Origin of the sequence: Streptacidiphilus sp. MAP12-20 (genome assembly GCF_041262525.1) — a bacterium.
In the GTDB taxonomy this organism is placed as follows: domain Bacteria; phylum Actinomycetota; class Actinomycetes; order Streptomycetales; family Streptomycetaceae; genus Streptacidiphilus.
Genome location: NZ_JBGCCK010000021.1, coordinates 1 through 24123 on the forward strand (window position 1 = coordinate 1; position 24123 = coordinate 24123).

22 protein-coding genes are annotated in these 24123 nt (G+C 71.3%); 6 read left to right on the plus strand and 16 right to left on the minus strand.

Annotation, left to right across the window (positions count from 1 at the left end; translation table 11 throughout):
- Nucleotides 1-111: 111 nt before the first annotated feature.
- The 6 genes from ABIA32_RS25385 to ABIA32_RS25410 form a co-directional block, all read right to left on the minus strand.
- The gene (locus tag ABIA32_RS25385) at nucleotides 112-1860 is read right to left on the minus strand and encodes an amidohydrolase family protein (RefSeq protein WP_370099848.1); all 1749 of its coding nucleotides are present in this window, start codon (nucleotides 1858-1860) and stop codon (nucleotides 112-114) included.
- Nucleotides 1861-1872: 12 nt separating this feature from the next.
- On the minus strand, nucleotides 1873-2997 hold the full coding sequence (locus tag ABIA32_RS25390) for an LLM class flavin-dependent oxidoreductase (protein ID WP_370099851.1): 1125 nt from the start codon (nucleotides 2995-2997) through the stop codon (nucleotides 1873-1875).
- Nucleotides 2998-3098: 101 nt separating this feature from the next.
- Entirely contained in the window at nucleotides 3099-3935 is an 837-nt protein-coding gene (locus ABIA32_RS25395) for an SDR family NAD(P)-dependent oxidoreductase (protein ID WP_370099854.1), read from the minus strand.
- Nucleotides 3936-4021: 86 nt separating this feature from the next.
- Complete coding sequence (locus ABIA32_RS25400) at nucleotides 4022-4894, minus strand: TIGR03619 family F420-dependent LLM class oxidoreductase (protein WP_370100147.1); 873 nt, start codon at nucleotides 4892-4894, stop codon at nucleotides 4022-4024.
- Nucleotides 4895-4931: 37 nt separating this feature from the next.
- A complete protein-coding gene (locus ABIA32_RS25405; protein WP_370099857.1) occupies nucleotides 4932-6167 on the minus strand; it encodes an amidohydrolase family protein in 1236 nt (411 codons plus the stop codon).
- A 10-nt stretch (nucleotides 6168-6177) separates the two neighbouring features.
- The gene (locus tag ABIA32_RS25410; RefSeq protein ID WP_370099859.1) at nucleotides 6178-6954 is read right to left on the minus strand and encodes a helix-turn-helix domain-containing protein; all 777 of its coding nucleotides are present in this window, start codon (nucleotides 6952-6954) and stop codon (nucleotides 6178-6180) included.
- Between the two features lie 225 nt (nucleotides 6955-7179).
- Here ABIA32_RS25410 and ABIA32_RS25415 point away from each other — a divergent pair, with 225 nt between their 5' ends.
- From ABIA32_RS25415 to ABIA32_RS25425, 3 genes are read left to right on the plus strand one after another with little or no spacing between them, the layout of a single operon-like run.
- A complete protein-coding gene (locus ABIA32_RS25415; protein WP_370099862.1) occupies nucleotides 7180-7845 on the plus strand; it encodes a DUF4097 family beta strand repeat-containing protein in 666 nt (221 codons plus the stop codon).
- 23 nt (nucleotides 7846-7868) lie between these two features.
- Nucleotides 7869-8858 carry an ATP-binding cassette domain-containing protein gene (locus ABIA32_RS25420; RefSeq protein ID WP_370099865.1) on the plus strand — a complete coding sequence of 330 codons (990 nt, stop codon included), beginning with the start codon at nucleotides 7869-7871 and terminating at the stop codon, nucleotides 8856-8858.
- Nucleotides 8855-9640: an ABC transporter permease gene (locus ABIA32_RS25425; protein WP_370099868.1), complete on the plus strand. Its 786-nt coding sequence runs from the start codon at nucleotides 8855-8857 to the stop codon at nucleotides 9638-9640. The genes ABIA32_RS25420 and ABIA32_RS25425 overlap by 4 nt, the downstream gene beginning before the upstream one ends.
- Nucleotides 9641-9755: 115 nt before the next feature.
- On the opposite strand, the gene ABIA32_RS25430 is transcribed toward ABIA32_RS25425, so the two are convergent.
- From ABIA32_RS25430 to ABIA32_RS25455, 6 genes are all read right to left on the minus strand, one after another.
- Nucleotides 9756-10865, minus strand: a complete 1110-nt coding sequence (locus ABIA32_RS25430) for a S1C family serine protease (protein WP_370099871.1) — start codon at nucleotides 10863-10865, stop codon at nucleotides 9756-9758.
- 46 nt (nucleotides 10866-10911) lie between these two features.
- The gene (locus ABIA32_RS25435) at nucleotides 10912-13032 is read right to left on the minus strand and encodes a glycosyltransferase family 39 protein (RefSeq protein ID WP_370099874.1); all 2121 of its coding nucleotides are present in this window, start codon (nucleotides 13030-13032) and stop codon (nucleotides 10912-10914) included.
- A 58-nt stretch (nucleotides 13033-13090) separates the two neighbouring features.
- Nucleotides 13091-14566, minus strand: a complete 1476-nt coding sequence (locus tag ABIA32_RS25440) for a sensor histidine kinase (RefSeq protein WP_370100150.1) — start codon at nucleotides 14564-14566, stop codon at nucleotides 13091-13093.
- The gene (locus tag ABIA32_RS25445; protein WP_370099877.1) at nucleotides 14566-15324 is read right to left on the minus strand and encodes a response regulator transcription factor; all 759 of its coding nucleotides are present in this window, start codon (nucleotides 15322-15324) and stop codon (nucleotides 14566-14568) included. The genes ABIA32_RS25440 and ABIA32_RS25445 overlap by 1 nt, the downstream gene beginning before the upstream one ends.
- Nucleotides 15325-15435: 111 nt before the next feature.
- Nucleotides 15436-16161: a rhomboid family intramembrane serine protease gene (locus tag ABIA32_RS25450; RefSeq protein WP_370099880.1), complete on the minus strand. Its 726-nt coding sequence runs from the start codon at nucleotides 16159-16161 to the stop codon at nucleotides 15436-15438.
- 84 nt (nucleotides 16162-16245) lie between these two features.
- Nucleotides 16246-17217 (minus strand): aldose 1-epimerase family protein, encoded by a 972-nt coding sequence (locus ABIA32_RS25455; RefSeq protein ID WP_370099882.1) that lies wholly within the window; start codon nucleotides 17215-17217, stop codon nucleotides 16246-16248.
- A gap of 226 nt (nucleotides 17218-17443) precedes the next feature.
- Here ABIA32_RS25455 and ABIA32_RS25460 point away from each other — a divergent pair, with 226 nt between their 5' ends.
- A complete protein-coding gene (locus ABIA32_RS25460) occupies nucleotides 17444-19555 on the plus strand; it encodes an N-acetylmuramoyl-L-alanine amidase (protein WP_370099885.1) in 2112 nt (703 codons plus the stop codon).
- 49 nt (nucleotides 19556-19604) lie between these two features.
- Here the strand turns inward: ABIA32_RS25460 and ABIA32_RS25465 are convergent, their stop codons facing one another.
- Entirely contained in the window at nucleotides 19605-20144 is a 540-nt protein-coding gene (locus tag ABIA32_RS25465) for a hypothetical protein (RefSeq protein WP_370099888.1), read from the minus strand.
- A gap of 280 nt (nucleotides 20145-20424) precedes the next feature.
- Between ABIA32_RS25465 and ABIA32_RS25470 the strand changes: the two genes are divergently transcribed.
- Nucleotides 20425-21582, plus strand: a complete 1158-nt coding sequence (locus ABIA32_RS25470) for an acyl-CoA dehydrogenase family protein (protein ID WP_370099890.1) — start codon at nucleotides 20425-20427, stop codon at nucleotides 21580-21582.
- A 62-nt stretch (nucleotides 21583-21644) separates the two neighbouring features.
- Here ABIA32_RS25470 and ABIA32_RS25475 read toward each other — a convergent pair whose 3' ends face one another.
- Entirely contained in the window at nucleotides 21645-22571 is a 927-nt protein-coding gene (locus ABIA32_RS25475; RefSeq protein ID WP_370099892.1) for a tyrosine-protein phosphatase, read from the minus strand.
- Between ABIA32_RS25475 and ABIA32_RS25480 the strand changes: the two genes are divergently transcribed.
- A complete protein-coding gene (locus ABIA32_RS25480) occupies nucleotides 22464-22745 on the plus strand; it encodes a hypothetical protein (RefSeq protein ID WP_370099895.1) in 282 nt (93 codons plus the stop codon). The genes ABIA32_RS25475 and ABIA32_RS25480 overlap by 108 nt on opposite strands.
- Before the next feature lie 18 nt (nucleotides 22746-22763).
- On the opposite strand, the gene ABIA32_RS25485 is transcribed toward ABIA32_RS25480, so the two are convergent.
- Complete coding sequence (locus tag ABIA32_RS25485; protein WP_370099897.1) at nucleotides 22764-23357, minus strand: GNAT family N-acetyltransferase; 594 nt, start codon at nucleotides 23355-23357, stop codon at nucleotides 22764-22766.
- Between the two features lie 6 nt (nucleotides 23358-23363).
- Nucleotides 23364-24110 carry a tyrosine-protein phosphatase gene (locus ABIA32_RS25490; RefSeq protein WP_370099900.1) on the minus strand — a complete coding sequence of 249 codons (747 nt, stop codon included), beginning with the start codon at nucleotides 24108-24110 and terminating at the stop codon, nucleotides 23364-23366.
- Between the last annotated feature and the right edge of the window lie 13 nt (nucleotides 24111-24123).

Here is a 24123-nt window from a genome sequence, read left to right on the forward strand (position 1 = left end):
GGGCGCGGGGAACTGCGCGAGCAACCACCCTGTGCGGATGGCCCTGCACGTTCGGGGACTCACCGCACAGGGTGGTTGCTCGCGCAGTTCCCCGCGCCCCTGAAAGTGCAACTAACGCCTCGTTGAAACAGTGCGGGTGTCGCGGCCCGACCTCAATACGGTCCCCGGCACCGCCCCCGTCAGTTTCGTCTCCCGCACCGTCTCCACGCCGTTGACGCGGACCGCCACCACGCCCTCCGGGCGGGAGTCCAGCCGTGGGCTGTCGCCCGGGAGGTCGTGGACCAGGGTCGCCGGGCCCGCGTCGATGCGTTCCGGGTCGAAGAGGACCAGGTCCGCGAAGTTCCCCAGCGCCACCGCTCCCCTCCCCCGCAGGCCGAACAGTTCCGCCGGGTCGGAGGTCAGCATCTTGACCGCCTGCTCCAGCGGCACCAGCTGTCGCCGGCGCAGGCAGTCGCCCAGGAAGCGGGTGGTGTACGGCGCGCCGCACATGCGGTCCAGGTGCGCGCCCGCGTCCGAGCCGCCGAGCATGACGTCCTCGTGCTGCCAGGTCGCGCGGCGCAGCTCCCAGCTGTTCGGGTCGTTGTCGCGGGGCATCGGCCACAGCACCGTGCGCAAGCCGTCATTGACGCAGATCTCGACCAGCGTCGAGAACGGGTCCTGGCCGCGCTCGGCGGCGATGTCGCGGACGACCCGCCCCGAGACGCCCGCGTTCGCGTTCGCGTCCGAGTACGTGTCGCCGATGACGTACCGCCCGAAGTCCGCCAGCCGCCGGAAGACGCCCGCTTCCGGGCTGTCCGCCCGGCGCAGCATCTCGGCCCGCACCTCCGGCCGCTGCAACTGCGCGATCCGCTCCGGCACCGGCAGGTTGAGAACGTCTCCCCACCCCGGAATCAGGTTGAGCGCGCAGAACGTGCCCAGGCTCATGTTCATCGGCGTCAGGATCGGCATCGTCAGCGCGACGATCCGCCCGCCCGCCGCGCGCGCCCGCTCCGACGCGAGCAGTTGACGCGGGACGCGGTCCGGGACGGCCGCGTCGATGGTCAGCACGTTCCAGTTGAGCGGGCGGCCAGCCACCGCGCTCATCTCGACCAGCAGGTCGATCTCCTCATCCGCGAACTTGTCGAGGCAGCCCGCCACGATCGCCTCGATCTGCGTCCCCGGTGCCTCGCCCACCGCGCGGCAGAGCGCGAGCATCTCCTCGCGCTTCGCGTGCCGGGAGGCGACCGGCTTGCCGTCGCCGTCCGAGTGCGTGGCGGACTGCGTCGTGGACAACCCCCACGCGCCCTCCGCCATGGCCTGCTTGAGCAGCGCGGTCATCGCGTCCAGCTGCCCCGCCGTCGGCTGTCCGCCGACCGCGTCCGGGCCCATGACGTAGCGGCGCAGCGCGCAGTGGCCGACCATGAAGCCGGCGTTGACGGCGATCCTGCCCTCCAGCGCGCCAAGGTACTCGCCGAAGGAGGACCAGCCCCAGGGCACCCCCTCCTCCAGCGCGGCCAGCGCCATGCCCTCCACCTTGGCCATCATGCGACGCGTGTAGTCGGCGTCGTCCGGCCGGGCCGGGTTGAGCGGGGCGAGGGTGAAGCCGCAGTTGCCGCCCGCCACCGTCGTGACGCCGTGGTCGAGCGAGGGCGTGGCGAAGGGGTCCCAGAAGAGCTGGGCGTCGTAGTGGGTGTGCGGGTCGACGAACCCCGGCGCGAGCACGAGGCCGGTCGCGTCCTCCACCGAGACAGCGGACTCCTCGCAGCGCCCGGCCTCCGCGATGACGGCGACCTTCCCGTCCTTGATGCCGACGTCGGCGCCGCGCGCGGCCGCGCCGGTCCCGTCGACGAGGGTGGCGCCCTTGATCAGATGGTCGAGCATCGTCGCCTCTCCTCAGCTCGCGGCCTGACGGAACCGCGTCGTGCGGTGGACCGGATCGGTGTCGATCTTGGGGATCACGTGCTCGCCGATCAGCTTGATGGTCTGCGCCGTCTGCTCCGGCGGGATCCCGATCGGCAGGCCGAACGCCAGTTGGTCCGCGCCCGCCGACTCCCAGCGCTTGCACTGCTGGAGCACCTCGTCCGGGTCGCCGCAGATCATCAGCTCCTCGGCGATCAGCAGGTCGATCAGCTCCTCGCTGTACTCGGGCAGCAGCTCCGGCCAGACCGGGATGCCCTCGGGGCGCGGGAAGGTGTCGTGGTAGCGGAAGAGCAGCGACTGGAGGTAGTTGAGCCCGCCGTTGACCGCGATCCGCCGGGCCTCCGCCGAGGTCTCCGCGCAGATCGCGGTCGAGGTGACCATCACGTTGTCGTTGACGTAGGCCCCGACCGGCTCGGCCTCGCGGATCGCGTTCTTGTAGCTCTCGACGACCCACTCCATGTCGGAGACCTTCTGGACGCTGAAGCCCAGCACCCCGAGCCCCCTGCGCGCGGCCATCTCGTACGAGGAGGGGCTGCCCGCGGCGTACCACATGGCCGGGTGGGCGGCCCCGTACGGCTTCGGAAGCACCTTGCGCGGCGGCAGCGACCAGTGCTTGCCGCTGAAGCCGGGATACTCCTCGTTCAGCCACATCTTGGGGAACTCGCCGATCGTCTCCTCCCACATCTCCTTGGTGGCGTTCATGTCCGTCACCTCGGGGAGGAAGCCGAGAATCTCGTGGCTGCCCGCGCCGCGTCCGGTGCCGAACTCGAAGCGCCCGCCGGAGAGATGGTCCAGCATGGCGACGCGCTCGGCGACCTTGACCGGATGGTTGACCCTGGGCAGCGGGTTGAAGATGCCCGAGCCGACATGGATCCGCTCGGTGGCGTGGGCCAGGTAGCCGATGACCACGTCGTTGGCGGAGATGTGCGAGTACTCCTCCAGGAAGTGGTGCTCGGTGATCCACGCGTACTTGAACCCCTTCTTGTCGGCCTGGACGACGTAGTCCATCTCCTCCATCAGGGCGTGGTGCTCGGCCTGCGGATCGGCCAGGGAACGACTTCTGGGCACGTAGCCCTGGATGAAGATGCCGAACTCCATCGGTTCACCGTCCTGTCAGCGTGCGGGTTCGAGGGGATAGGCGAAGGGACCGACTGCATGATCTGACGATCCGTCAGATCATGCAAGAGTCGACCCTCGCGTCAGCCGATGCTGACGCCGGCCATCCAGCCGCCGTCGGCGACCAGCGCCTGGCCGGTCAGATAGGAGGAGTCCTCCGAGGTCAGGAAGAGGGCCAGCTTCGCCATCTCGTCCGGACGGCCGATCCGGCCGAGCGGGACGGCCTTGGCGTAGAGCTCCTGGGTCGCCGAGGCGATCGCCGCCGCGTCCTCCGCGCTGAGCACCGGCGCGCCGGACTCGCCGACGAAAGCGTTGGCCGGGTCGGACATCGGGGTGTCGATCGCTCCCGGGCAGATCGCGTTGACGCGGATGCCCTTGGCCGCCAGCTCCAGCGCGGCGACGCGGGTCATCGCGACGATCGCGCCCTTGGTGGCCGCGTACGAGGTCAGCAGCGCCATGCCGGTGAGCGCGGTGTAGGAGGCGGTGTTGACGATGGTGCCGCCGCCGGCCGCCTCGATCGCGGGCGCGGCGGCGCGCATGCCGAGGAAGCAGCCGACCTGGTTGACTCGCACGACCGTGAGGTACTCCTCCAGCGGCGTGCTGACCAGCTCGTTGAAGCGCAGGATGCCGGCGTTGTTGAGCAGTCCGTCGAGCTTGCCGAAGGCGGAGACGCAGGCGTCGACGGCGGCGGCCCAGTCGTCCTCGCTGCTGACGTCGAGGTGCTGGTAGCGGACCCGGTCCTCGCCGAGCTCCAGTTGCAGCTCCTTGGCCAGGGCCTCGCCCTGGTCGTCCAGGACGTCGCCTAGCAGCAGCTGCGCGCCCTCGGCGGCGAAGAGACGGGCCTCGGCCTCGCCCTGACCGCGGGCGGCGCCGGTGATCAGGACGGTACGGCCGGCGAGACGACCGGAAGCAGTGGACATGGGTGCGGGCTCCCTTCGGAGATCTTCTGACTATCCGTCAGTTTCCGTCGGGAGCCCGCACAAGGGAAGACCCCGGAGCCGCCCGCTCACACCAGCGGCAGGACGTCCGTAGCGATCAGCTCCAACTGGGCCAGGTACTCGGCCAGATCACGGCTGCGCGGCCGCAGCTGGAGATGCGTGACGCCGACGGCGACGTACTTCCGCAGCAGCTCCGCCAACGCGTCCGGCTTTCCGGAGACCGAGCGGCGACCGATCTCCCACCCCGGCTCGCCGACATACAACGGCGGCGCGATGGCATTGACGACGAAGCCACCCTCCCGCCCGGCGCGCTCGCGCGTGGTACGGATCAGCTCCAGCTGCGCGGGCAGCGTCTCCAGGGTGTCGCCCTGCGAGAGCCACCCCTCCGCCTGCGCCGCCGCACGCCGGACGGCCGCCGGAGCGGAGCCGCCGACCCAGATCGGCGGACGCGGCGACTGCACCGGACGCGGGCTCACGGCCAGGTCCCTGAACGGGAAGCGCGGGCCCTCATGGACCGGGTACTCGTCGGTCAGCGCGGCGTCGAGCGCGGTGATCGTCTCGGTCAGGATCTCGCCGCGCCGGTGGAAGTCGACGCCGAGCGTCTCGAACTCCTCCTGCACGTGGCCTGCGCCGACGCCGAGGACCAGCCGCCCGCCGCTGAGCCTGTCCAGCGTCGCGTACTGCTTGGCCGACAGCAGCGGGTGCCGCAGCGGCGCGACGGCGACGTGCGAGAGCAGCCGCGTGCGCGTGGTCAGCGCGGCGAGGTAGCCCAGCGTGGAGACCGGGTCGTACCAGGTCGCGCCCATCGGCCCGGCCAGCCGGCGCGGAATGGCGACGTGGTCGCAGCAGGCGACGTACACGAAACCGAGCCGGTCCGCCGCCTGCGCGACGGCGGCAAGCTCGACCGGTCCCGCCTCGGTCTCCCAGGGCTCGACGAACATCGTGCTCTGCGCCTGGACGGGGAGCTGGATGCCGAACTCAGGCACCGCTGGCCCCCGTCCCGCCCCACAGGCCCTCGGCGGTGAGCCCGAGCAGCTCGATCGCGTTGCCGCGCACCAACTGCTCGACCACGGGCGCTTCCAGGTGGCCCATCTGCTCCTCGGCGACCTCCCTGCTCCTGGGCCAGGTCGAGTCCGAGTGCGGGTAGTCCGTCTCGTACAGGACGTTGGCCGCGCCGATGGCGTCCAGGTTGCGCAGGCCGTGCGGGTCGTCGAAGAAGCAGCCGTAGATGTGCTCGGCGAAGAGTTCACTCGGCTTCGTCAGCACCTTGTCGGCGACGCCGCCCCAGGCGCGGTTCTCCTCCCAGACCACGTCGGCGCGGGCCAGGATGTAGGGGATCCAGCCGATCTGCCCCTCGGCGTACATGATCTTCAGGCCGGGGAAGCGGTTGAACTTGCCGCTCATCAGCCAGTCGACCATCGAGAAGCAGCAGTTGGCGAAGGTGATCGTGGAGCCGACGGCCGCCGGGGCGTCCGCGGAGGTGGAGGGCATCCGCGAGGAGCTGCCGATGTGCATGGCGATGACGGTCTGCGTCTCCTCGCAGGCCCGCAGGAAGGGGTCCCACGCGTCGGTGTGGATGCTGGGCAGGCCCAGGTGCGGGGGTATCTCGCTGAAGCAGACGACTCGGAACCCGCGCGCGGCGTTGCGCCGGACCTCGGCGGCGGCGAGCTCGGCGTCCCAGAGCGGCACGATGCCGAGCGGGATCATCCGGCCCTGTGCGGCCGGGCCGCACCACTCCTCCACCATCCAGTCGTTGTACGCCCGTATGCAGAGCAGCCCGAGCTCGTGGTCCTTGGCCTCGGTGAAGGTCTGTCCACAGAAGCGGGGGAAGGTGGGGAAGCAGAGGGCGGACTGGACATGGTTGATGTCCATGTCGGCGAGCCGCTCGGGTATCGAGAAGGACCCGGGTCGCATCTGCTCGTAGGTGATGCCTTCCAGGCGCACCTCGTCGCGCGGATATCCGACGGCCGTGTCGAGCCGGGTGAGCGGGCGGCGCAGGTCCTCGTAGACCCACCAGTCGGCGAGCGGGCCCTCGCTGCCGGGCTCGCCCATCCGCAGCGAGAGACGCCCGCCGACGAAGGTCATCTCGGCCAGCGGGGCCCGGACGATGCGCGGGCCGGTCTCGCGGTACTTGGCAGGCAGCCGGTCCTGCCACACGTGCGGCGGCTCGACGGTGTGGTCGTCCACCGAAATGATCCAGGGGAAGCTCTCCATGCGGGTCAGGCTACGCCGAATCTGACGATCCGTCAGGAGTGCGAGAGCTACGTTCTGGGGTGTCACCTGAGGTCGTTTCGGGTTTCGTCCAGAGGACTTCGCGGACCTGCTCCGCGGCCCGGAGGATGCTCTCGCTGATGAAGTCGCTGAAGCGGGCGATGTTCTCCAGGCGGGCGGCGGCCGGGCTGTCGTGACCGAGGACGCCGACGCCCTGCCGTGCGATCTCGGCGACCTGGGCGGTGCCACGGGCGCTGGCGATCGTCGCCTGATACCAGACGTCGTCATCGACGAAGTAGCGCTCGCGGCGACGTTCGTCGCGCTCCCGGCGGATGAGGCCCTGGCTTTCGAGGAACGTGATCGCCTTGGAGACGGACGCCGGACTGACCTCGAGTCGCTGGACGAGTTCGGACGCGGTGAGGCTGCCCGCGTCGGCGACAAAGAGGCAGGTCAGCACTCGGGCCATCATCTTGGGCAGGCCCTGTGACATCAGCAGGGTGGTGAACGACTCCTCGTACTCACGCACCGCCGCGTCGTCGCGCCGACGGCCCTGCGCCGAGGCCCCCTCCCCTCGGGGCGCGGCGGGCTTGCGCTGATGAGCGCGGCGTTCGGTGGCACGGTGGGCCAGGTCGGCGCGGTAGGCGGTGGGGCCGTCGTTCCGCATCACCTCACGCGTGATCGTGGAGGTCGGCCGATCCAGGCGCCTGGCGATCTCCGCGTAGGCCAGGCCGTCGGCCAGCCCCAGTGCGATCTGCTGGCGTTCCTGCTGGGTGAGCCTGCCTCCCGGCATCATGATCTCCTTCGCGCTTCCCCGATGCCCCGAGCATAGCGTTCACCTCGCTTCATTGCAACGGCAGGATGGGCTGCTGTTGCATTGAATTCACAGCCATTGCAACGATTTTCTGGCTTTCACCTGCATAGATGCTGATTCTTCGCAACGAACCTATTGAAGGATCCTCGAACGCAACGTAGCTTTTCGCCTATCAGAAACGGCGAACTGCACGAGGAGCGCACGATGCAGAAGTTCGACACCCCCACCACCATCACCGCCATCCTGGACATCCCCGCCGGACGCATCCAGCTCATCGCCGCCGACCGCGCCGACACCGCCGTCGAGATCCGGCCCGCCGACCCCGCCAAGAGCCGCGACGTGAAGGCCGCCGAGCAGATCCAGGTCGCCTACGCCGACGGCGTCCTGCGGATCCACACCGCCGAGCCGAAGAACCAGTACTTCGGCCCCACCGGATCCCTGGAGGTCACCGTCCAGCTGCCGGCCGGGTCGCGCATCGAGGCGAAGACCGCCGGCTGCGAACTCCGCAGCGTCGGCCGCCTCGGCGACGTCACCTTCGACGGCGCCTACCGGCAGATCAAGATCGACGAGGCCGGGGGGCTCCGCCTCACCGCGGTCGACGGCGACGTCGAGGTCGGCCGCCTCACCGGCCCGGCGGAGATCAGCACCGCGCGTGGCGACATCACGATCGCCGAGGCCACGTCCGGCACGGTCGTGCTCCGCACCCAGATGGGCGACATCACGGTCGGCGCCGCCGCCGGCGTCTCGGCCGCGCTGGACGCGGGCACCGGCTACGGCCGCGTCAGCAACGCACTCAGGAACGACGGCGCCACCGAACTCGACATCCGCGCCACCACCTCCCACGGCGACATCACCGCCCGCAGCCTCTGAGAATCCGAGAAGGAGCACTCCTCATGACCACCCTGGCCATCGCGGCGAACGGGCTGCGCAAGTCCTACGGCGACAAGACCGTCCTCGACGGCGTCGACCTGCGCATCCCTGCCGGGTCCGTGTTCGCGCTGCTCGGCCCGAACGGCGCCGGCAAGACCACCGCCGTCAAGATCCTCTCCACCCTCATCTCCCCCGGCCCCGGCACCGGCGACATCCACATCGGCGGCCACAACCTCGCCACCGACCCCCAGGCCGTGCGTGCCGCGATCGGCGTCACCGGCCAGTTCTCCGCCGTCGACAACCTGATCACCGGCGAGGAGAACATGCTCCTCATGGCGGATCTGCACCACCTCCCCCGCCGAGAGGGACGGCGCGTGGCGGCCGAGCTGCTGGAGCGCTTCGACCTGGTCGAGGCCGCGAAGAAGCCCGCGTCCACCTACTCCGGCGGCATGAAGCGCCGCCTGGACATCGCGATGACCCTGGTCGGCAACCCGCGGATCATCTTCCTCGACGAGCCGACCACCGGCCTGGACCCGCGCTCGCGCCACAACATGTGGCAGATCATCCGCGAACTCGTCACCGGCGGCGTCACCGTCTTCCTCACCACCCAGTACCTGGACGAGGCCGACGAGCTCGCTGACCGCATCGCCGTCCTCCACGACGGCAGGATCGCCGCCGAAGGCACCGCCGAAGAACTCAAGCGCCTCATCCCCGGCGGGCACGTCCGCCTCCGCTTCACCGACCCGGCCACCTACCAGTCCGCCACCGCCGCGCTCCACGACGCGACCCGCGACGACGACGCCCTCGCGCTGCAGCTCCCCAGCGACGGCAGCCAACGCGAACTGCGCTCCATCCTCGACCGGCTCGACGCCGCCGGCATCGAAGCCGACGAGCTGACCGTCCACACCCCCGACCTCGACGACGTGTTCTTCGCCCTCACCAGCAGCACCGGCGTCTCCAGCCAGACCACCCAGACCCCTCAGTCCACTCAGTCCAAGGAGGCAGTCCGATGAGCGCCCTCTCCCTCGCCGTCCGCGACTCGAACACGATGCTGCGCCGCAACCTCCTGCACGCGCGCCGCTACCCCTCCCTCACCCTGAACCTGCTGCTCACCCCGATCATGCTGCTGCTGCTCTTCGTCTACATCTTCGGCGGCACCATGAGCGCGGGGATCGGCGGCGGCGGGCGCACGGCCTACATCGCCTACATCGTCCCCGGCCTGCTGCTGATGACCATCGGCAGCACCGTCGTCGGAACCGCCGTCTCCGTCTCCAACGACATGACCGAGGGCATCATCGCCCGCTTCCGCACCATGGCCATCCACCGCCCCTCCGTCCTGGTCGGACACGTCGTCGGCAGCGTCCTCCAATCCATCGCCAGCGTGATCCTCGTCGGCGCGGTCGCCGTCGCCATCGGCTTCCGCTCCAAGGGCGCCGGCGCCCTGGACTGGCTTGCCGCCTTCGGACTCCTCGTCCTGTTCGCCCTGGCCCTCACCTGGATCGCCGTCGGCATGGGCCTGATCAGCCCGAACGCCGAAGCCGCCAGCAACAACGCCATGCCGCTGATCCTGCTGCCGCTCCTGTCCAGCGCCTTCGTCCCGCTCCACACCATGCCCGGCTGGTTCCAGCCCATCGCCCAGTACCAGCCCTTCACTCCCGCCATCGAAACCCTCCGCGGCCTGCTGCTGGGCAGCCACATCGGCAACAACGGCTGGCTCGCCATCGCCTGGTGCCTCGGGCTCGCCGTCCTCGGCTACTTCTGGTCGGCCTCGAAGTTCAACAACGACCCGAAGTAACCGCGCATGACCACGCGGGCCGCTCCCGCAACTCGTTCCGCCCCAGGGCGGCGCACCCCGACACCACGTCGGTGTACGCCGCCCCGTCGGCGTTCCGGCCGGCCGCCGCCTGCGACTACCCCAGCGTGCCCAGGGTGACCGTCGCGGTCTTGGTGGCGCCGTCGCGGACGTAGGTGACCGGGACCTGCTGGCCCGGCTTTTCGGAGGCGAGGACCTCGGAGAGGGTCGCGGAGCTGTCGATCGTGGTGTCGCCCAGCTTGGTGATCACGTCGCCCGCCTTGAGGCCCGCCTTGTCCGCGGGGCCACCGCTGGTCACCGAGACCACGCCCGCGCCGGTCTCCTTGCCGTCGCCGCCCGTGGTGATGACCGTGCGGGTGGAGATCCCGAGCGCCGCGCGGCCGGAGTCCGTCACCTTGCCGCTCTTGATCATCTGGTCGGCGAGGTTGGTCACCGTCGAGGCCGGGATCGCGAAGCCGATGCCCGGGGCCTGCCCGCCGCCCTCGCCGCTGTCCAGCGCGGCGAGCGTGTTGACGCCGATGACCTGGTTGGAGAGGTTCACCAGTGCGCCGCCGCTGTTGCCCGGGTTGATCGCCGCGCTCGTCTGGACCATGTTCGGGATGGTCGCGCCCTGCGGATTCTCCTGACTCTTGCCCTCGCTGACGGTCCGCCCGACCGCCGAGACGATGCCCTGCGTCACGCTCGACGAGAGCCCCAGCGGGTTGCCCATCGCGAGCACGATCTGACCCACCTCGACCTTCGAGCTGTCCGCGAAGACGGCCGGCTTCAGGCCGGACGGCGGGTTGGTCAGCTTGATCACCGCGAGGTCGTTCGTCGGGTAGGAGTAGACCAGACTCGCCGTCAGCGTCTTGGACTGGTCGGAGAGGGTCACCTGAAAGCTGGTGGCACTGCCGACGACGTGGGCGTTGGTGACGATGTCACCCTTGTTGTCGTAGACGATGCCGGTGCCCAGGCTGCTGCCGGCCGTGATCTGCACGATCGAGGGCAGGACCGCCTTGACGGTGTTCTGGTAATCGGTCTGCAGATCGTTGCTGACGCTCGGCGCGGGCGCGGCGCTGCCCGCGTCGGAGGACTTCGCGCCGCTACCGCCGCTACCGCTGCTGCTGCACGCGGTGGCGGTGAGCAGCAGCGATGCGGCGGCAGCGGCGGCAAGGGCGGTGCGACGGGCCGGGGTCTCCATGGGCGCGACCTTCACTGTGGATGACATTTTCTCCACATTGTCGCTTTTGTCAGGAAAGATCCCCGGAGGCGCGCTAGCTGGTCTTCGCCTTTGTCAGGTCGTAGACGGTCACCCCGTTCACGGTCGTGGAGCTGTAGTTCTTCGCCACCCAGGCCACGATCTGCGCGGAGTCGCTGGAGCCGGAGCTGCTGCTCGTGCCGCCTCCGCCCATCGAGAGCGTGCCGCCGAGGAAGTAGTGGATCTTTCCGGCGCGGACGTCGTTCTCGAACTGGGCGAGGGTGGGCGACGGGTCGGTGCCGTTGAAGCCGCCGACGGCCATCACGGGCGCGTCGCTGGCCAACTGATAACCCGCCGCGTTCTGCGAGCCGACGGTGGCGGCGGTCCAGGTGTACTTCGACGCGTCCTGCTTGAGCAGCGCGGTCAGCGCGGCGCCGGGCTTGCTGCCGTTGAGCAGCCCGCCCGCGCCGCCCCCGCCGCCACCGAAGCCGCCCCGCGCACCGCCACCGGCCGCGCCACCCGGGAAGCCGCCCGTCCCGGCGCCGGGCCGGACACCCGGGGCGCCCTGCGCGCCCAGCGCGCCCTGCGCGCCGGGACCGCCCGCGCCGCCGCCGAAGCCACCGAAGCCGCCACGGCCCGCTCGCGCCCCTCCGGGCATGCCGCCGCCTCCGCCGAAGCCACCGCCCTGCACCGCCGGGCCCGCTGACGGAAGCGAGCCGGCATGGGTGGTACCCGCCGTCTCGACGCTGTACGCCGCCGGGCCTGCCAGGCCCGCGACGATCGCCGCCACCGCCAGGGCCAGGGCGATCCTTCGCCCGAGCAGCGGACCGAAGGCCAGCCCGAGCGCCGCGGCGAGCCCGACGAACAGCACCGCCCAGCGCAGCCACGGCAGCCAGTCCGCGCTCCGCGCCAGCAGCACGTACGACCAGACCGCCGTCACGGCCACGACGACCGCCGCGCCGCCCGACACCGCCCAGGAACCGCGCTGCTCCCAGAGCAGCCCTGCGCCCATGCCCACCACGATCGCGATGTACGGCGCGAGGGCGACGTTGTAGTAGGGGTGGAAGATCCCCTGCATCTCGCTGAAGACCAGGAAGGTCGTCAGCAGCGCACTCCCCCACAGCAACAGCGCCGCGCGGCGCTGGTCCGTGCGCGCGGCGCGTCGCGTCAGCCAGAGGCCGACCGGCAGGAGCAGCAGCGCGGCCGGGAGCAGCCAGGCGATCTGACCGCCCATCTCGGAGCTGAACAGCCGGGTCAGTCCGGTGCTCCCCCACATGCTGCCGCCCCCGGCTCCGCCGCCTCCGCCGCCGACGCTGCCGGTCTCCGAGCCGGTGATCCGGCCGAAGCCGTTGTATCCGAACGTCAGCTCCAGGAAGGAGTTGGTCTGGCTGCCGCCGATGTACGGCCGGTACTGAACCGGCGTCAGCTCCACGATCGCCACCCACCAACCGGAGCTGACCACCAGCACGACCGCCGCCAGCAGCAACTGCCGTACCCGCCGCCAGAAGCCGGTAGGCGCGAGGATCAGATAGACGAGCGCGAAGGCCGGCAGCACCAGGAACGCCTGCAGCGTCTTGGTCAGGAAGGCGAAGCCCACGCAGCCCGCCGCCAGCAGCAGCCAGCGCGTCCGCGCCTGCTCCTGCGCGCGCTGCACGGCATATCCGGCGAGGGCGAGCAGCAGCGCGAGCAGCGCGTCGGGGTTGTTGAAGCGGAACATCAGCGCCGCGACCGGGGTCAGCGCGAGCACCGCGCCCGCCAGCAGCGCGGGCCCGGCGGCGAACCGCCGCTTCACCGCCGCGTACACGACCGCCACCGCGGCGACGCCCTCCAGCGCCTGCGGGACCAGGATCGACCAGGCGTTGACGCCGAAGACCCGGGCGGAGAGCTCCATCACCCACAGGGACGCGGGGGGCTTGTCGACGGTGATGGCGTTGGCGGCGTCGGACGAGCCGAAGAACATCGCCTTCCAGCTGTGCGCCCCGGCCTGGACGGCCGCCGAGTAGAACTGGTTGGCCCAGCCCGAGGCTCCCAGATCCCAGAGGTAGAGCAGCGCGGTGAGCGCCAATAGGGCGAGGAAGGCGGGCCGAACCCAGCGGGGGTCGCCGGTCGTCGCGGGGACGGACAAGGGCTGGTCGGGCTGGTCCGGCCCCTCCTGATTCGGCACAGGCGGGTTCGGCTCGGGCAGCGTGGTGGTCATGTCCCCAGGGTCACGAACGGCTCTGTCCGACCGGTATGGGGTAGCTGTGCGGAGCCCGTCAGGATCCCTCGGTCAGCGGGAGGCGCACCGTGAAGACGGTCTCCCCCGGCTCGCTGGTCACCCACACCTCACCGCCGTGCGAGGCGACGACGGCCGCGACGATGGCCAGGCCGAGGCCGGTGCTGCCCGCGATGCGCGACCGCGAGCCGTCGCCGCGCGCGAATCGCTCGAAGACCGTCGGCAGCAGCTCCTGCGGGATGCCGGGGCCGTCGTCGGCGATCGTCAGCACGGCCCAGCGCGCCTCGACCGCGAGCGAGCCGGTGACGGTCGTGCCCTCGGGCGTGTGCTTGCCGGCGTTCGCGAGCAGGTTCACCAGCACCTGGTGCAGCCGGTGCTCGTCGCCGACGACCGCGGCGGCTTCTGCCGCGTCCTCCTCCGGCAGCCGGACCTCCCACTTGTGGTCGGGCACCGCCGCGTGTGCATCGCGGACGGCATCGACGAGGAGCGGGGCGAGCTCGACGGGCTCGCGGTCCAGCGGCCGACCCGCGTCGAGGCGGGCGAGCAGCAGCAGGTCCTCGACGAGCGCGGTCATCCGCGTCGCCTCGGACTCGACGCGGCTGAGCGCGTAGGCGGTGTCCGGCGGCACGGCCTCCCTGCTACGCCGGGTCAGCTCGGCGTAGCCCTTGATCGACGCGAGCGGCGTCCGCAGCTCGTGACTGGCGTCGGCGACGAACTGACGCACCCGCGTCTCGCTCGCGTGCCGGGACTCGAGCGCGGCGGAGACGTGGTCGATCATCCGGTTGAGCGACGCCCCGACCAGCCCGGACTCGGTCCGGGGATCGGTGTCCTCGACCGGGACCCGGGCCAACGAGGTCACCTCGCCCTTGTCGAGCGGCAGCCTGGAGATCCGCGCGGCCGTGACGGCGACGCGGTCCAACGGCCGCAGCGAGACCCGGATCAGGCCGAAGCCGACGAAGCCGACGATGATCACGCCGGTGACGCCGAGCACCGCCTCGGTCGTGACCAGAGTGCTGATGACATCGTCGATCTCGGACTCGGGCAGGCCGACCACGATCTGCGTGGTGCCGTGCCCAGGGGCGGGCGGCGCCCAGCTGACCAGATAGGTGCCCAACCCCGGCAGCGTGACGGTGTGCGAGCTGCCGTCCTTGGGCACGGCTTCGAGTGCCTCGATCTGAGCCCCGGTCAGCGAGCTGTCCGCACGATTGATGGCCGACTGGGGCTGTCCGCTCTCGTTGCCGACCGCCACGGCGTCCTGCGGGAAGCCGTGCGCGTTGCTGAACACGCCGGTCAGGTTGAGCTGCTGCTGGTTGTCCCCGCCCGGCATGGGGCCGCCATGGGACACCACGGCCACGCGCGCCGAGGTGTCCTGGAGCTTGGAGTCCAGATTGCCCAGCATGTAGCTGCGCAGCTGGACGGTCGTCAGCCAGGCCATGACCGTGAAGACCAACGCCAGCAGCACGGTCATGACGACAACCAGCCGCGTGCGCAGCGACCAGCTCGACCAGCGTCGGATCACGACGCGGCCGCCTCCACCACCGCGGGCTTGAGGACGTACCCCGCGCCGCGCATGGTGTGGATCATCGGCGCGCGGCCCGCGTCGATCTTGCGGCGCAGGTAGGAGATGTACAGCTCGACGACGTTGCCCTGGCCGCCGAAGTCGTAGTTCCAGACCCGGTCCAGGATCTGCGGCTTGCTCAGCACCCGGCGCGGGTTCCGCATCAGGAAGCGCAGCAGCTCGAACTCCGTCGCCGTCAGCCGGATCGACGTGCCCGCGCGGTGGACCTCGCGGCTGTCCTCGTCCAGCGTCAGATCGCCCACCACCAGCAGCGACTCGCTCCGCGCCGCCGCGGCGCCGGAGCGGCGCAGCAGGCCGCGCAGCCGGGCGACGACCTCCTCCAGGCTGAACGGCTTGGTGACGTAGTCGTCCCCACCGGCCGTCAGACCGGCGATGCGGTCCTCGACAGCGTCCTTCGCGGTCAGGAAGAGCACCGGCACGTCGTGCTGTTCGGCGCGGAGCCTGCGCATGACCTCGAGCCCGCTGAGGTCGGGCAGCATGACGTCGAGGATCACCGCGTCCGGGCGGAAGTCGCGCGCGGCGCGGATCGCGGTCGCGCCGTCGCCGGCGGTGGTGGTCTGCCAGCCCTCGTAGCGCAGGGCCATGGACAGCAGGTCGGCGAGGGGGGACTCGTCGTCGACGACGAGCACCCGCACGGGGGTGCCGTCGGGGCGGCGGAGCTCGGTGGTGGCGGCATCGGCGGGAGTCGTGGTCATGCGAACACGCTGCCGTCGTTGAATGAGAAATCGATGAAGCTGGGACTACGGGTTTCCTGTGTATTCCCTGGCAATTTCCGAAGACCGCTCGAAGAGCGACCGCTCCCGGCCTCAGAGCAGACCGAGATCACCGAGCTCTTTGTGCAGGTCGGAGCGGGTCTGGTCGAGCTCGTTGCCCGGCGCGACCGCAGGCGCGGCCGCCGCACCCGCCCCGGCCTCCACCGGGACTGCCGCCGACCGCCGGTCGCGCAGCAGCCACGCGCCGGCGACGCCGCCGACCAGTCCGCCCAGGTGCGCGAGCCAGCTGACGCCGGGCGTGCCGGGGACCGCCACCGTGAGGATGTAGGCGAAGGAGGCCGCCATGACCAGGCCGATCAGCGTGTCTATCAGGTGACGGTCGAAGATCCCGCGCAGCACCACGTAGCCGAAGTAACCGAAGATGACGCCGCTCGCTCCGACGCCGACGGTGTTGCTGCCCTGGAAGAGCCAGACCGCCATCCCGCTGGTGATCGTCACCAGCAGCGTCAGCCACAGGAAGCGGACCACGCCCCGGTAGGCGGCCAGGAAGCCGAAGACGAAGAGCGGGCCGGAGTTGGACTCGATGTGCGCCCAGCTGAAGTGCAGGAAGGGGGCGGCGAAGATGTCCTGGAGCCGAGCGGTGTCGTGCGGGACGACCCCGTAGTCCATGGAGAGGTGCTGGCTGTCCATCCAGTTGACGACCTGGAGCGCCCAGACCACCACCAGGAAGCCGAACATCACGAAGAACGCCTTGCGCGCCTCCGCGATCATCTGCTCCGGAGTGCTGATCTCCTTCGGTGCCCACAGCTTCGACGCCATCGTTCCCACCCCCACCCCCGCAGCGGTTCCTGCCCTGCCAGAAACTTTAGGCCGCAGGGGTGACAACCGACAGCTCTCCGCGCCTCACTGGAGCGCGCTGATACCGAACCGGTGCACGACGCGGCCACCGGGCTCGATCGACAGCACGTCCTCACCGCTCGCGAAGGCGTTCGGCGGGCAGCTCATCGGCTCCACGGCGACGCCCGCCCGCCGGTAGTTCGGCCCGAGGGTGTCGCCGGTGTAGAGCTGGAGCCAGTCCATGCCCTCGCCGAGCCAGAGCTCGACGCCGCGTCCGCCCTCGGCCGCCGTGAGCCGGACCCGGGCGCGGCCGTCCGCGTCGCGGGACAGGCCGGTGTAGGCGGTGTCCAGCTCGGTCGTCCCGATGACGCGCGGCTTGCGGAAGTCGTAGCCGGTGCCCTCGACCGGCTCGCGGCCGGTCGGGAGCTTGCGCTCGTCGACCGGCAGCCAGGTGTCGGCCGGGACCTCGAGCAGCGCCTCGCCGATGCTGCCGGGACCGCGACCGAGCGTCAGGTAGGGGTGCGCGCCGAGGCCGTAGGGGGCGACCCGGTCGCCGACGTTACGGGCGACGATCTCCACGGCCAGACCGGCCTCGCTGAGCTCGTAGTGCGCGGTCAGCTCCAGGATGTGCGGGTAGCCGTGCATCGGGTAGAGGCGCAGGCCGTAGCGGACGTAGGCCGAGCCGTGCCCGGCGTCCTCGGCGACCACCCGCCAGGGCAGCCAGCGGGTGAGGCCGTGGCTGGCGTTGCCCGTCGCGGGCTCGGAGAGATCGAGCTGGCGGTCCTCGCCGTCGAAGCGGTAGCGGCCGTCGCGGATCCGGTTGGGCCACGGGATCAGCAGCTGACCGGCGCCGCCAGGGGGCTGGATCCCCTCCGGGTACTTGACCACCAATGGTCGCCCGCGGTGGCTCAGCCCGCGCAGCCCGGCTCCCACGCCGCTGATCACGGCGCGGTAGTCGCCTGCCTCGATCACCTGCTGCGGCCCGTTGGGGGACAGTCCGGCCGAATGGGCCGCGTGGGAGAGGTTCGCGTCAGCCATACGGCCATCCTTACATCTCATCGGCTGCCCCGTCGGGCGGGCCGCACTCCGGTCTCACCCCCCGGACGTCCGACCGGACGGGAGTGCTAACCTCACGCTCACATCTCACTGCCCATCAGCAGCCCCCCGCGTGTCGGCCGGTCCCACCCGAACGGCCCTGCGGGCCCCACCGCATCGATCCCAGCACAGCGAACCCCACGGCATCGACCCCCCGCAGAGGCTCCCGTTGACGGCTCGACACGTCCGCAAACGGTCACGGCGCTGGATCGGCGCGGCCGTCACCCTCTCCGCCGGCGCACTGGTCGTCGGCGCCGTCGCCGAGGCGGCGCCAGGAAAGGCGACCCCGCAGCCCAACACCGCGACCGCCGCACCTGTCCGCGGCTCGCTGGCCTGGCCGCAGACCCCGGCCCACCCCTCGGTCGCGCTGCAGCACGACTTCACCGCCGCGGCGGCCGAGTTCCACGTGCCGGTCGAGGTGCTGATGGCGGTCTCCTACCAGGAGACCCTCTGGGAGTCCCACGGCGGCCGGCCCAGCACCACCGGCAACTTCAACGTGATGGGCCTGACCCAGGTCTCCCCCGACGACCTGGCCGCACCCGCGCAGCCCGATCCCGGCGGCAGCGGCGATGACGGGGCCCACCCGAAGCAGCCCTCGGCCCGCGCGCTGGCCAAGCTCTCCACGGTCGACACGGCCTCCCCCGCCCTGCACACGCTGCAGACGGCCGCGGCGCTCGCGGGGGTGTCGGCCGATCAGCTGAAGACCGACATGGCGCAGAGCGTGCGCGGCGGGGCGGCGCTGCTCGCCTCCTACGAGCAGCGGCTGCGCCCGAACCCGGGCGCGCTGGGCGGCGTTCCGGCCGACGCGGCGCAGTGGTGGCCCGCCGTCGTCGCCTACGCCCAGGCGGAGACCCCGACGGCCGGCCTGCAGTTCGCGGCCCGCGTCTACACGCTCGTCCAGCAGGGCGCGGGGCGGCTGACCGACGACAACCAGTCCGTCACGCTGGCCGCCGATCCCAAGGTTCAGCCGGCCGAGCTGGCCAACACACCCTCCGGTCTCAGCGGCGGCACCGGCTCCGGTTCCTCCTCCGATGCGGCGAGCGGCGGCGCGGAGTGTCCGGCCGGGCTGGCCTGCGTCGTCAAGCCGGCCGCGTACACGCAGGTCACCAAGGGCAGCCCGAGCGACTACGGCAACTACGCGCGCGCCGACCGGCCCACCGACGGCGACCAGGTCCAGTACCTCGTACTGCACGACACCGAGGGCTCGCTGGACGGCGCCGTCGCCTTCTTCCAGGACCCGACGGCCTACGCCAGCGCGCACTACGTCGTCGGCCGCGACGGCTCGGTGACGCAGCTCGTGCCGACGAAGGACATCGCCTGGCACGCCGGCAACAAGACGCTGAACGCACACTCGATCGGCATCGAGCACGAGGGCTACGCGCTGCGCGAGGGCACCTGGTACACCGAGTCCGAGTACCAGTCCTCGGCCGCGCTGGTGAAGTACCTGGCCGCGCGCTTCAACGTGCCGCTGGACCGCCAGCACCTGCTCGGCCACGACGACGTGCCGGGTCCGGTGCAGGCCAAGGTCGCCGGGATGCACTGGGACCCGGGCCCGTACTGGGACTGGAGCCACCTGCTCACCCTGGTCGGCGCCCCGCTGACGGGCCGCCACATCCAGCCCGTCGTCGGCGGCACGGTCACCGTCGCCCCGCCGTACAGCCGCGTCACGCAGCCCAGGATCACCGGCTGCGGCGCGCCGGGCGCGGCCTGCGCCGCGCACCCCGCGAACTTCGTCTACCTGCGCCAGGACCACGCGCCGGACGCCCCGCTGGTCGGCAACGGCAGCATGGACGCCTGGGACTGGACCGACCGGGCGGCCTACGGGCAGACCTTCGTGGTCGCCGGGGTGTACCAGGACTGGGTCTCCATCTGGTACGGCGGCCGCCAGGCCTGGTTCGAGGACCCGGGCTGGTCCGACACCCTCGTCCCCGACGCCACGGCCAACGCGTCGCTGACGCTGGTGGCACCGGCCGGCGACAAGCCGATCCCGGTCTACGGGCGCGCCTACCCGGAGTCGTCCGCGTACCCGGCCCAGCTGGCCGCCCTGGCGGCCTCGCCCGACCAGCAGCTCAGCCCGCTGGCGGACACGATCGCCCCTGGCCAGGCGTACCTCGCGGGCCAGCAGCTGAGCGGCGACTTCTACGCCCAGTCCTTCGGCTGCGCGGGCCCGGTCGGCTGCACGCTGGTGATCGGGACGACGCAGTACTACCCGATCCGCTTCAACCATCGCCTTGCCTTCGTCCGCGCCTCCGACGTGCAGCTGATCACGCCCGCCGGCTGAGCCCAGGGCCCGACAAGCGTCCGCCTCCTGCACTGAGCCGCACGGAGCCTCAGAGCAGCGCCGTCGCGGCCGCCGTCGCCCAGAGCGTCAGGGCGGCCGAGGCCGGGAGCGTGCGCAGCTCCGGGACGTAGCCCGCGAGGGTGCGCAGCGCCGAGCAGGCCACGAGCGCGGCGGGTACGGAGGGCGGCACCAGGCCGAGCGCACCTGCGCCGAGCAGCGCGAGCAGGGCCCAGCGGTCGCGGTACGGGCCGAGGACGACCAGTGCTGTCAGCGCGGCCAGCTCGGCGGCGGGCAGCCGGGCCGGTGGCAGGCCCGAGGCGAGTCCGAGCCCGGAGGCCAGCGCCACGGCCAGCAGCGGACCCGCGGGGCCGAGCCGCGGCAGCCGCACGGACCGGATCAGCAGCACGGCGGTGGCCAGCGCCAGGAGCATCGGGCCGGTGCGCCACGCCTCGGGGTGCCCCGCCCAGTCGGCCAGGCGGACCAGCGCCCCGCCCTCCCCCGGGCGGTACCCGGACGCGTCCGCGACCGCCCGCGCCACGACGCCGAACGCCAGCCCGATGCCCAGTCCGGCCCCGACGGGATATCCCACCCCGGATCCCGCCGGATGTACCGCCGGATGACCGGGTATGTCGACGTGCTGGCGCATGAGTCCGTCCCGCCCTTCTGCCGGAGCAGTCAGTTGGGAGCGTAAGCAGGCCGCGTCCGGCCCGCGACCGGAGCGGCAGATCGGTCGTTCAGTGCTCGGCGCCGACGAAGCGCGCGCAATGCGGGAAGTCTCACGCCGAGGCACTCTGGACACGGAGGCTACTGCCGATTAACTTAACGTTCGTTCGATTAGACAGCTCAGTTCGTCCGAGAGGAGCGCCGTCGTGCGCCGCACCGTTTTCACCGAGGACCACGAGGCGTTCCGGGAGACCATCCGCGACTTCATCGCCAACGAGGTCGTCCCGGTCTACCCGGAGTGGGAGCAGGCGGGCCGCGCGCCCAAGGACTTCTACCTGAAGCTCGGCGAGCTAGGCGTCTTCGGCATCGAGGTGCCGGAGGAGTTCGGCGGAGCCGGCATGACCGGCTTCAAGTACCAGGCGGTCGTCACCGAGGAGTGCGCCCGCGCGGGCGTCAGCTTCGGCTCCGCCGGCGTGCACACCGGTCTCTGCCTGCCGTACATCATGGAGTACGCCAACGCGGAGCAGAAGAAGCGCTGGCTGCCCAAGTTCGTCTCCGGCGAGATGATGACGGCCATCGCCATGACCGAGCCGGGCACCGGCTCCGACCTGGCGGGCATGACCACCACCGCGAAGCTCTCCGAGGACGGCACGCACTACGTCCTCAACGGCGCCAAGACCTTCATCACCGGCGGCGTCCAGGCCGACATGATGCTGGTCGTCTGCCGCACCTCCCCGGCCACGCCGGAGGACCGCCGCGGCGGCCTGTCGATCCTCTGCGTCGACACGACGCTGCCGGGCTACTCGGTCGGCCGCAAGCTCGACAAGATCGGCCTGCGCACCTCCGACACCGGCGAGCTGGCCTTCGTCGACGTGAAGGTCCCGGCCGAGGACCTGCTGGGCGAGGAGGGCAAGGCGTTCTCCTACCTGGCCCACAACCTGGTCCAGGAGCGCCTGGCCATCGCCGTCGGCGCCTACGCCGCCGCCCGGGCCGCGGTGGACCTGGCCGTCGCGTACACCAAGGACCGCAAGGTCTTCGGCCAGTCGGTGGCGTCCTTCCAGAACACCAAGTTCGAGCTGGCGGCCTGCGAGGCCGAGGTCGACGCCGCGCAGGCGGTCGTGGACCGGGCGCTGGAGCACTTCGAGACCGGCGACCTGACCCCGGCGGACGTCGCCAAGGCGAAGCTGTTCACCACCGAGGTCTGCTCCCGCGTCGTGGACCGCTGCCTCCAGCTCCACGGCGGCTACGGCTACATCCTGGAGTACCCGATCGCCCGCCTCTACGCGGACAACCGCGTCTTCCGCATCTACGGCGGCACCAGCGAGGTCATGAAGATGGTCATCGCGAAGTCGCTCGGCCTGTAGTCGCAGCAGAACACCACCTCGCCCCGCCGCCTCCCCGACCGGAGACGACGGGGCGAGGTGCTTCAGCTCCCCGCCGGCTCGGTGACGCGCTCGTGAAGAGCCTTCAGCTCCTCGGCGTCGAGCAGCTGCCGGGACTCGGCCCGGAACCAGGCCACCGTCTGCATGACGCAGGACGTCGCCGTCGTGCCGTGGTCCGCCAGCAACCGGTCGATGGCCACCACCTCCCGCTCCCTGCCCCGGGCTCGCAGCAAGGGGTCCAGCCGCTCGCCGCTGCGGGTGTAGTCCGCAGCGATGTCCTCGGCAGCGACGCCGAGCGAGGCGAGCAGCGCGAATGCGAAGAGTCCGGTCCGGTCCCGTCCGGCTGCGCAGTGGACCAACACTCCGCCAGGGGGTGCCGCGATCACAGCGCGCAGCACCCGCGTCACCCCCTCCGATGTGTGCTCCAGCGCCGGACGGAACGTCAGCGGCGTCCCGTCGAGCTCGCCCCACCGCTCCCACCAGACCGGCCCCGCCAAGCGGTCCAGCGGCACCCGAACGACCTCGAGCCCCTGAGCGGCGGCAACCGGCTCACCCTCCCCGGGATCGCGCAGATCCACGACGGTCCGCACTCCGTGCGCCCGCAGGGCCGCCCACCCGCGGTCGGTCAGCCGATCCGGCGCGTCGCTCCGCACGACCGCCCCTCGCCGGATCCGCCGCCCGTCAGCCAACTCGAGCCCGCCGAGATCCCGGGCGTTCCAACAGCCCTCCCAGTCGAGATCGCGAACTTCCGCGCCCACCTGGCCCCCCTGTCCGTGGCGTCTGTGAGGTTGGAGACGATCACGCTCGCTGTCCGGTTGCCAGGAGCCGTGTCGCAGCTGCCGCCTTCCTCTAGCCTGGGAGGCATGACGGCCGTCACCAAGCGCGAGATCTACCGGCACCTGCGCAATTTCGCCGAGCACTTCACGCCGCCCGCGCCGTTCAGCCCGAAGATAGAGATCAGCGACGGGCACTACCTGATCGTCGATCCCCGGGACGGGACGTGTGTCCATTTCTGGGCCATCGTGGAGCGGGACGGCAATCCGGTCTACGACGCCCGCGTGCCCTACGTCTTCGGTGACAAGATCCCGGTCGGAGACTGGATCATCGACACCGCCGAACTGCCCCGCTACGACCGCGAGGCGTGAGGCGCGAGGCGTGAGGCGTCAGCCGCCGAAGTCGAACCTGACCACCGGCCGCTTGGCCCGACGCCGCAGCACCTCGTGGAAGCCGGCCCGCTCGAACATGCCGACCGTCCCGGTGTAGAGGGAGGCGGGCGCGCCGCGTTCGTCGCCGGTGTCGACCGGGTACGCCTCCAGCGCCGTCGCGCCGTGCTCGCGCGCGTGGGTGAGGGCGGCGGCGAGGAGTGCGGTGGCGACGCCGCGGCCGCGCTGGGCGCGGGGGATCCAGAAGCAGGTCAGCGACCAGATGCGCGCGTCGGCCGGGTCGTCCGTCTCCGGCGCGGGCCGGAGGTTGGGTGAGCGCAGCAAGCGCGGGTACTGCGGACGGGGGGCCAGCGCGACCCAGCCGACCGGCTTGCCAGCCTCGTAGGCGAGCAGCCCCGGCTCGGCGCCCTCGCGCGTCAAGCGTTCCAGCAGCGCCCGGTTGCCTGCGCCCCGTTCCGCGCAACCCTCCTTGAACTCGGGGCTGCTGACGCGCCACCAGGCGCACCAGCAGTTCGAGTACGCGCCGCTCGGGCCGAAGAACGCCTCCAACTCCGGCCACCGTCCCGCCGTGACCGGCCGCACCTCGAACGTCATGTCTGCTCACTCCTCCAGCAGAGTCGCGCGCAGCCGCGCCAACAGCGCGGCGTCGACGCCCAGCCGCTGTTCCGCGTAGCCGCGTACCGAGCCGTAGCGAGCGGCGAGGCCGGCCAGGAAGAGTTCCATCACCTCGCCGGGCGCGGTCCCGTACCCGGGCCAGCGCGGCTCCTTGCCGCCGCCGTGGGCGGCGATCCAGTACGCGCGCAGGCGACCGGTGGCCAGGCCGGTCAGCGCGAAGTCGGCGACGATCTCGGCCTCGCCGACGTCGAGGAGCGCGAGCACCGTCGCCGCGAGCTGTCCGGTCCGGTCCTTGCCGGAGGCGCAGTGGAAGACGACCGGGCCCGCGTTCGGGTCGGCGATCACCTCCAGCGCCTGGCGGATCTCGACGACGCCGTCCTCGGCGATCTCCAGGTACTTCCCGGCCAGGAACGGCCCGACCTCCACCTCCGGGCCGAGGCCAGGCTGGTCGTAGGGCCGGTGCTCGATGCTCAGGTGGCAGTACACTACCCCGGCCTGCTCGGGGATCCGACCGCGCGCCTCGATCTCGAAGCCGTGCCGCAGATCGATGACCGTCCGGATCTTCAGCTCCTCGAAGACCGCCCGGTCCGACTCGCTCGCCAACTTCGAGAGCGAGTCCGCCCGGAAGAGCCGCCCCCACCGCACCGTCCGGCCGTCCCTCGAGCGATAGCCGCCGAGGTCACGGAAGTTGTGCAGGGCGTCGAAGGCGACATGGCGCGCGGGAGTCGTCATGATCCTCACCCTA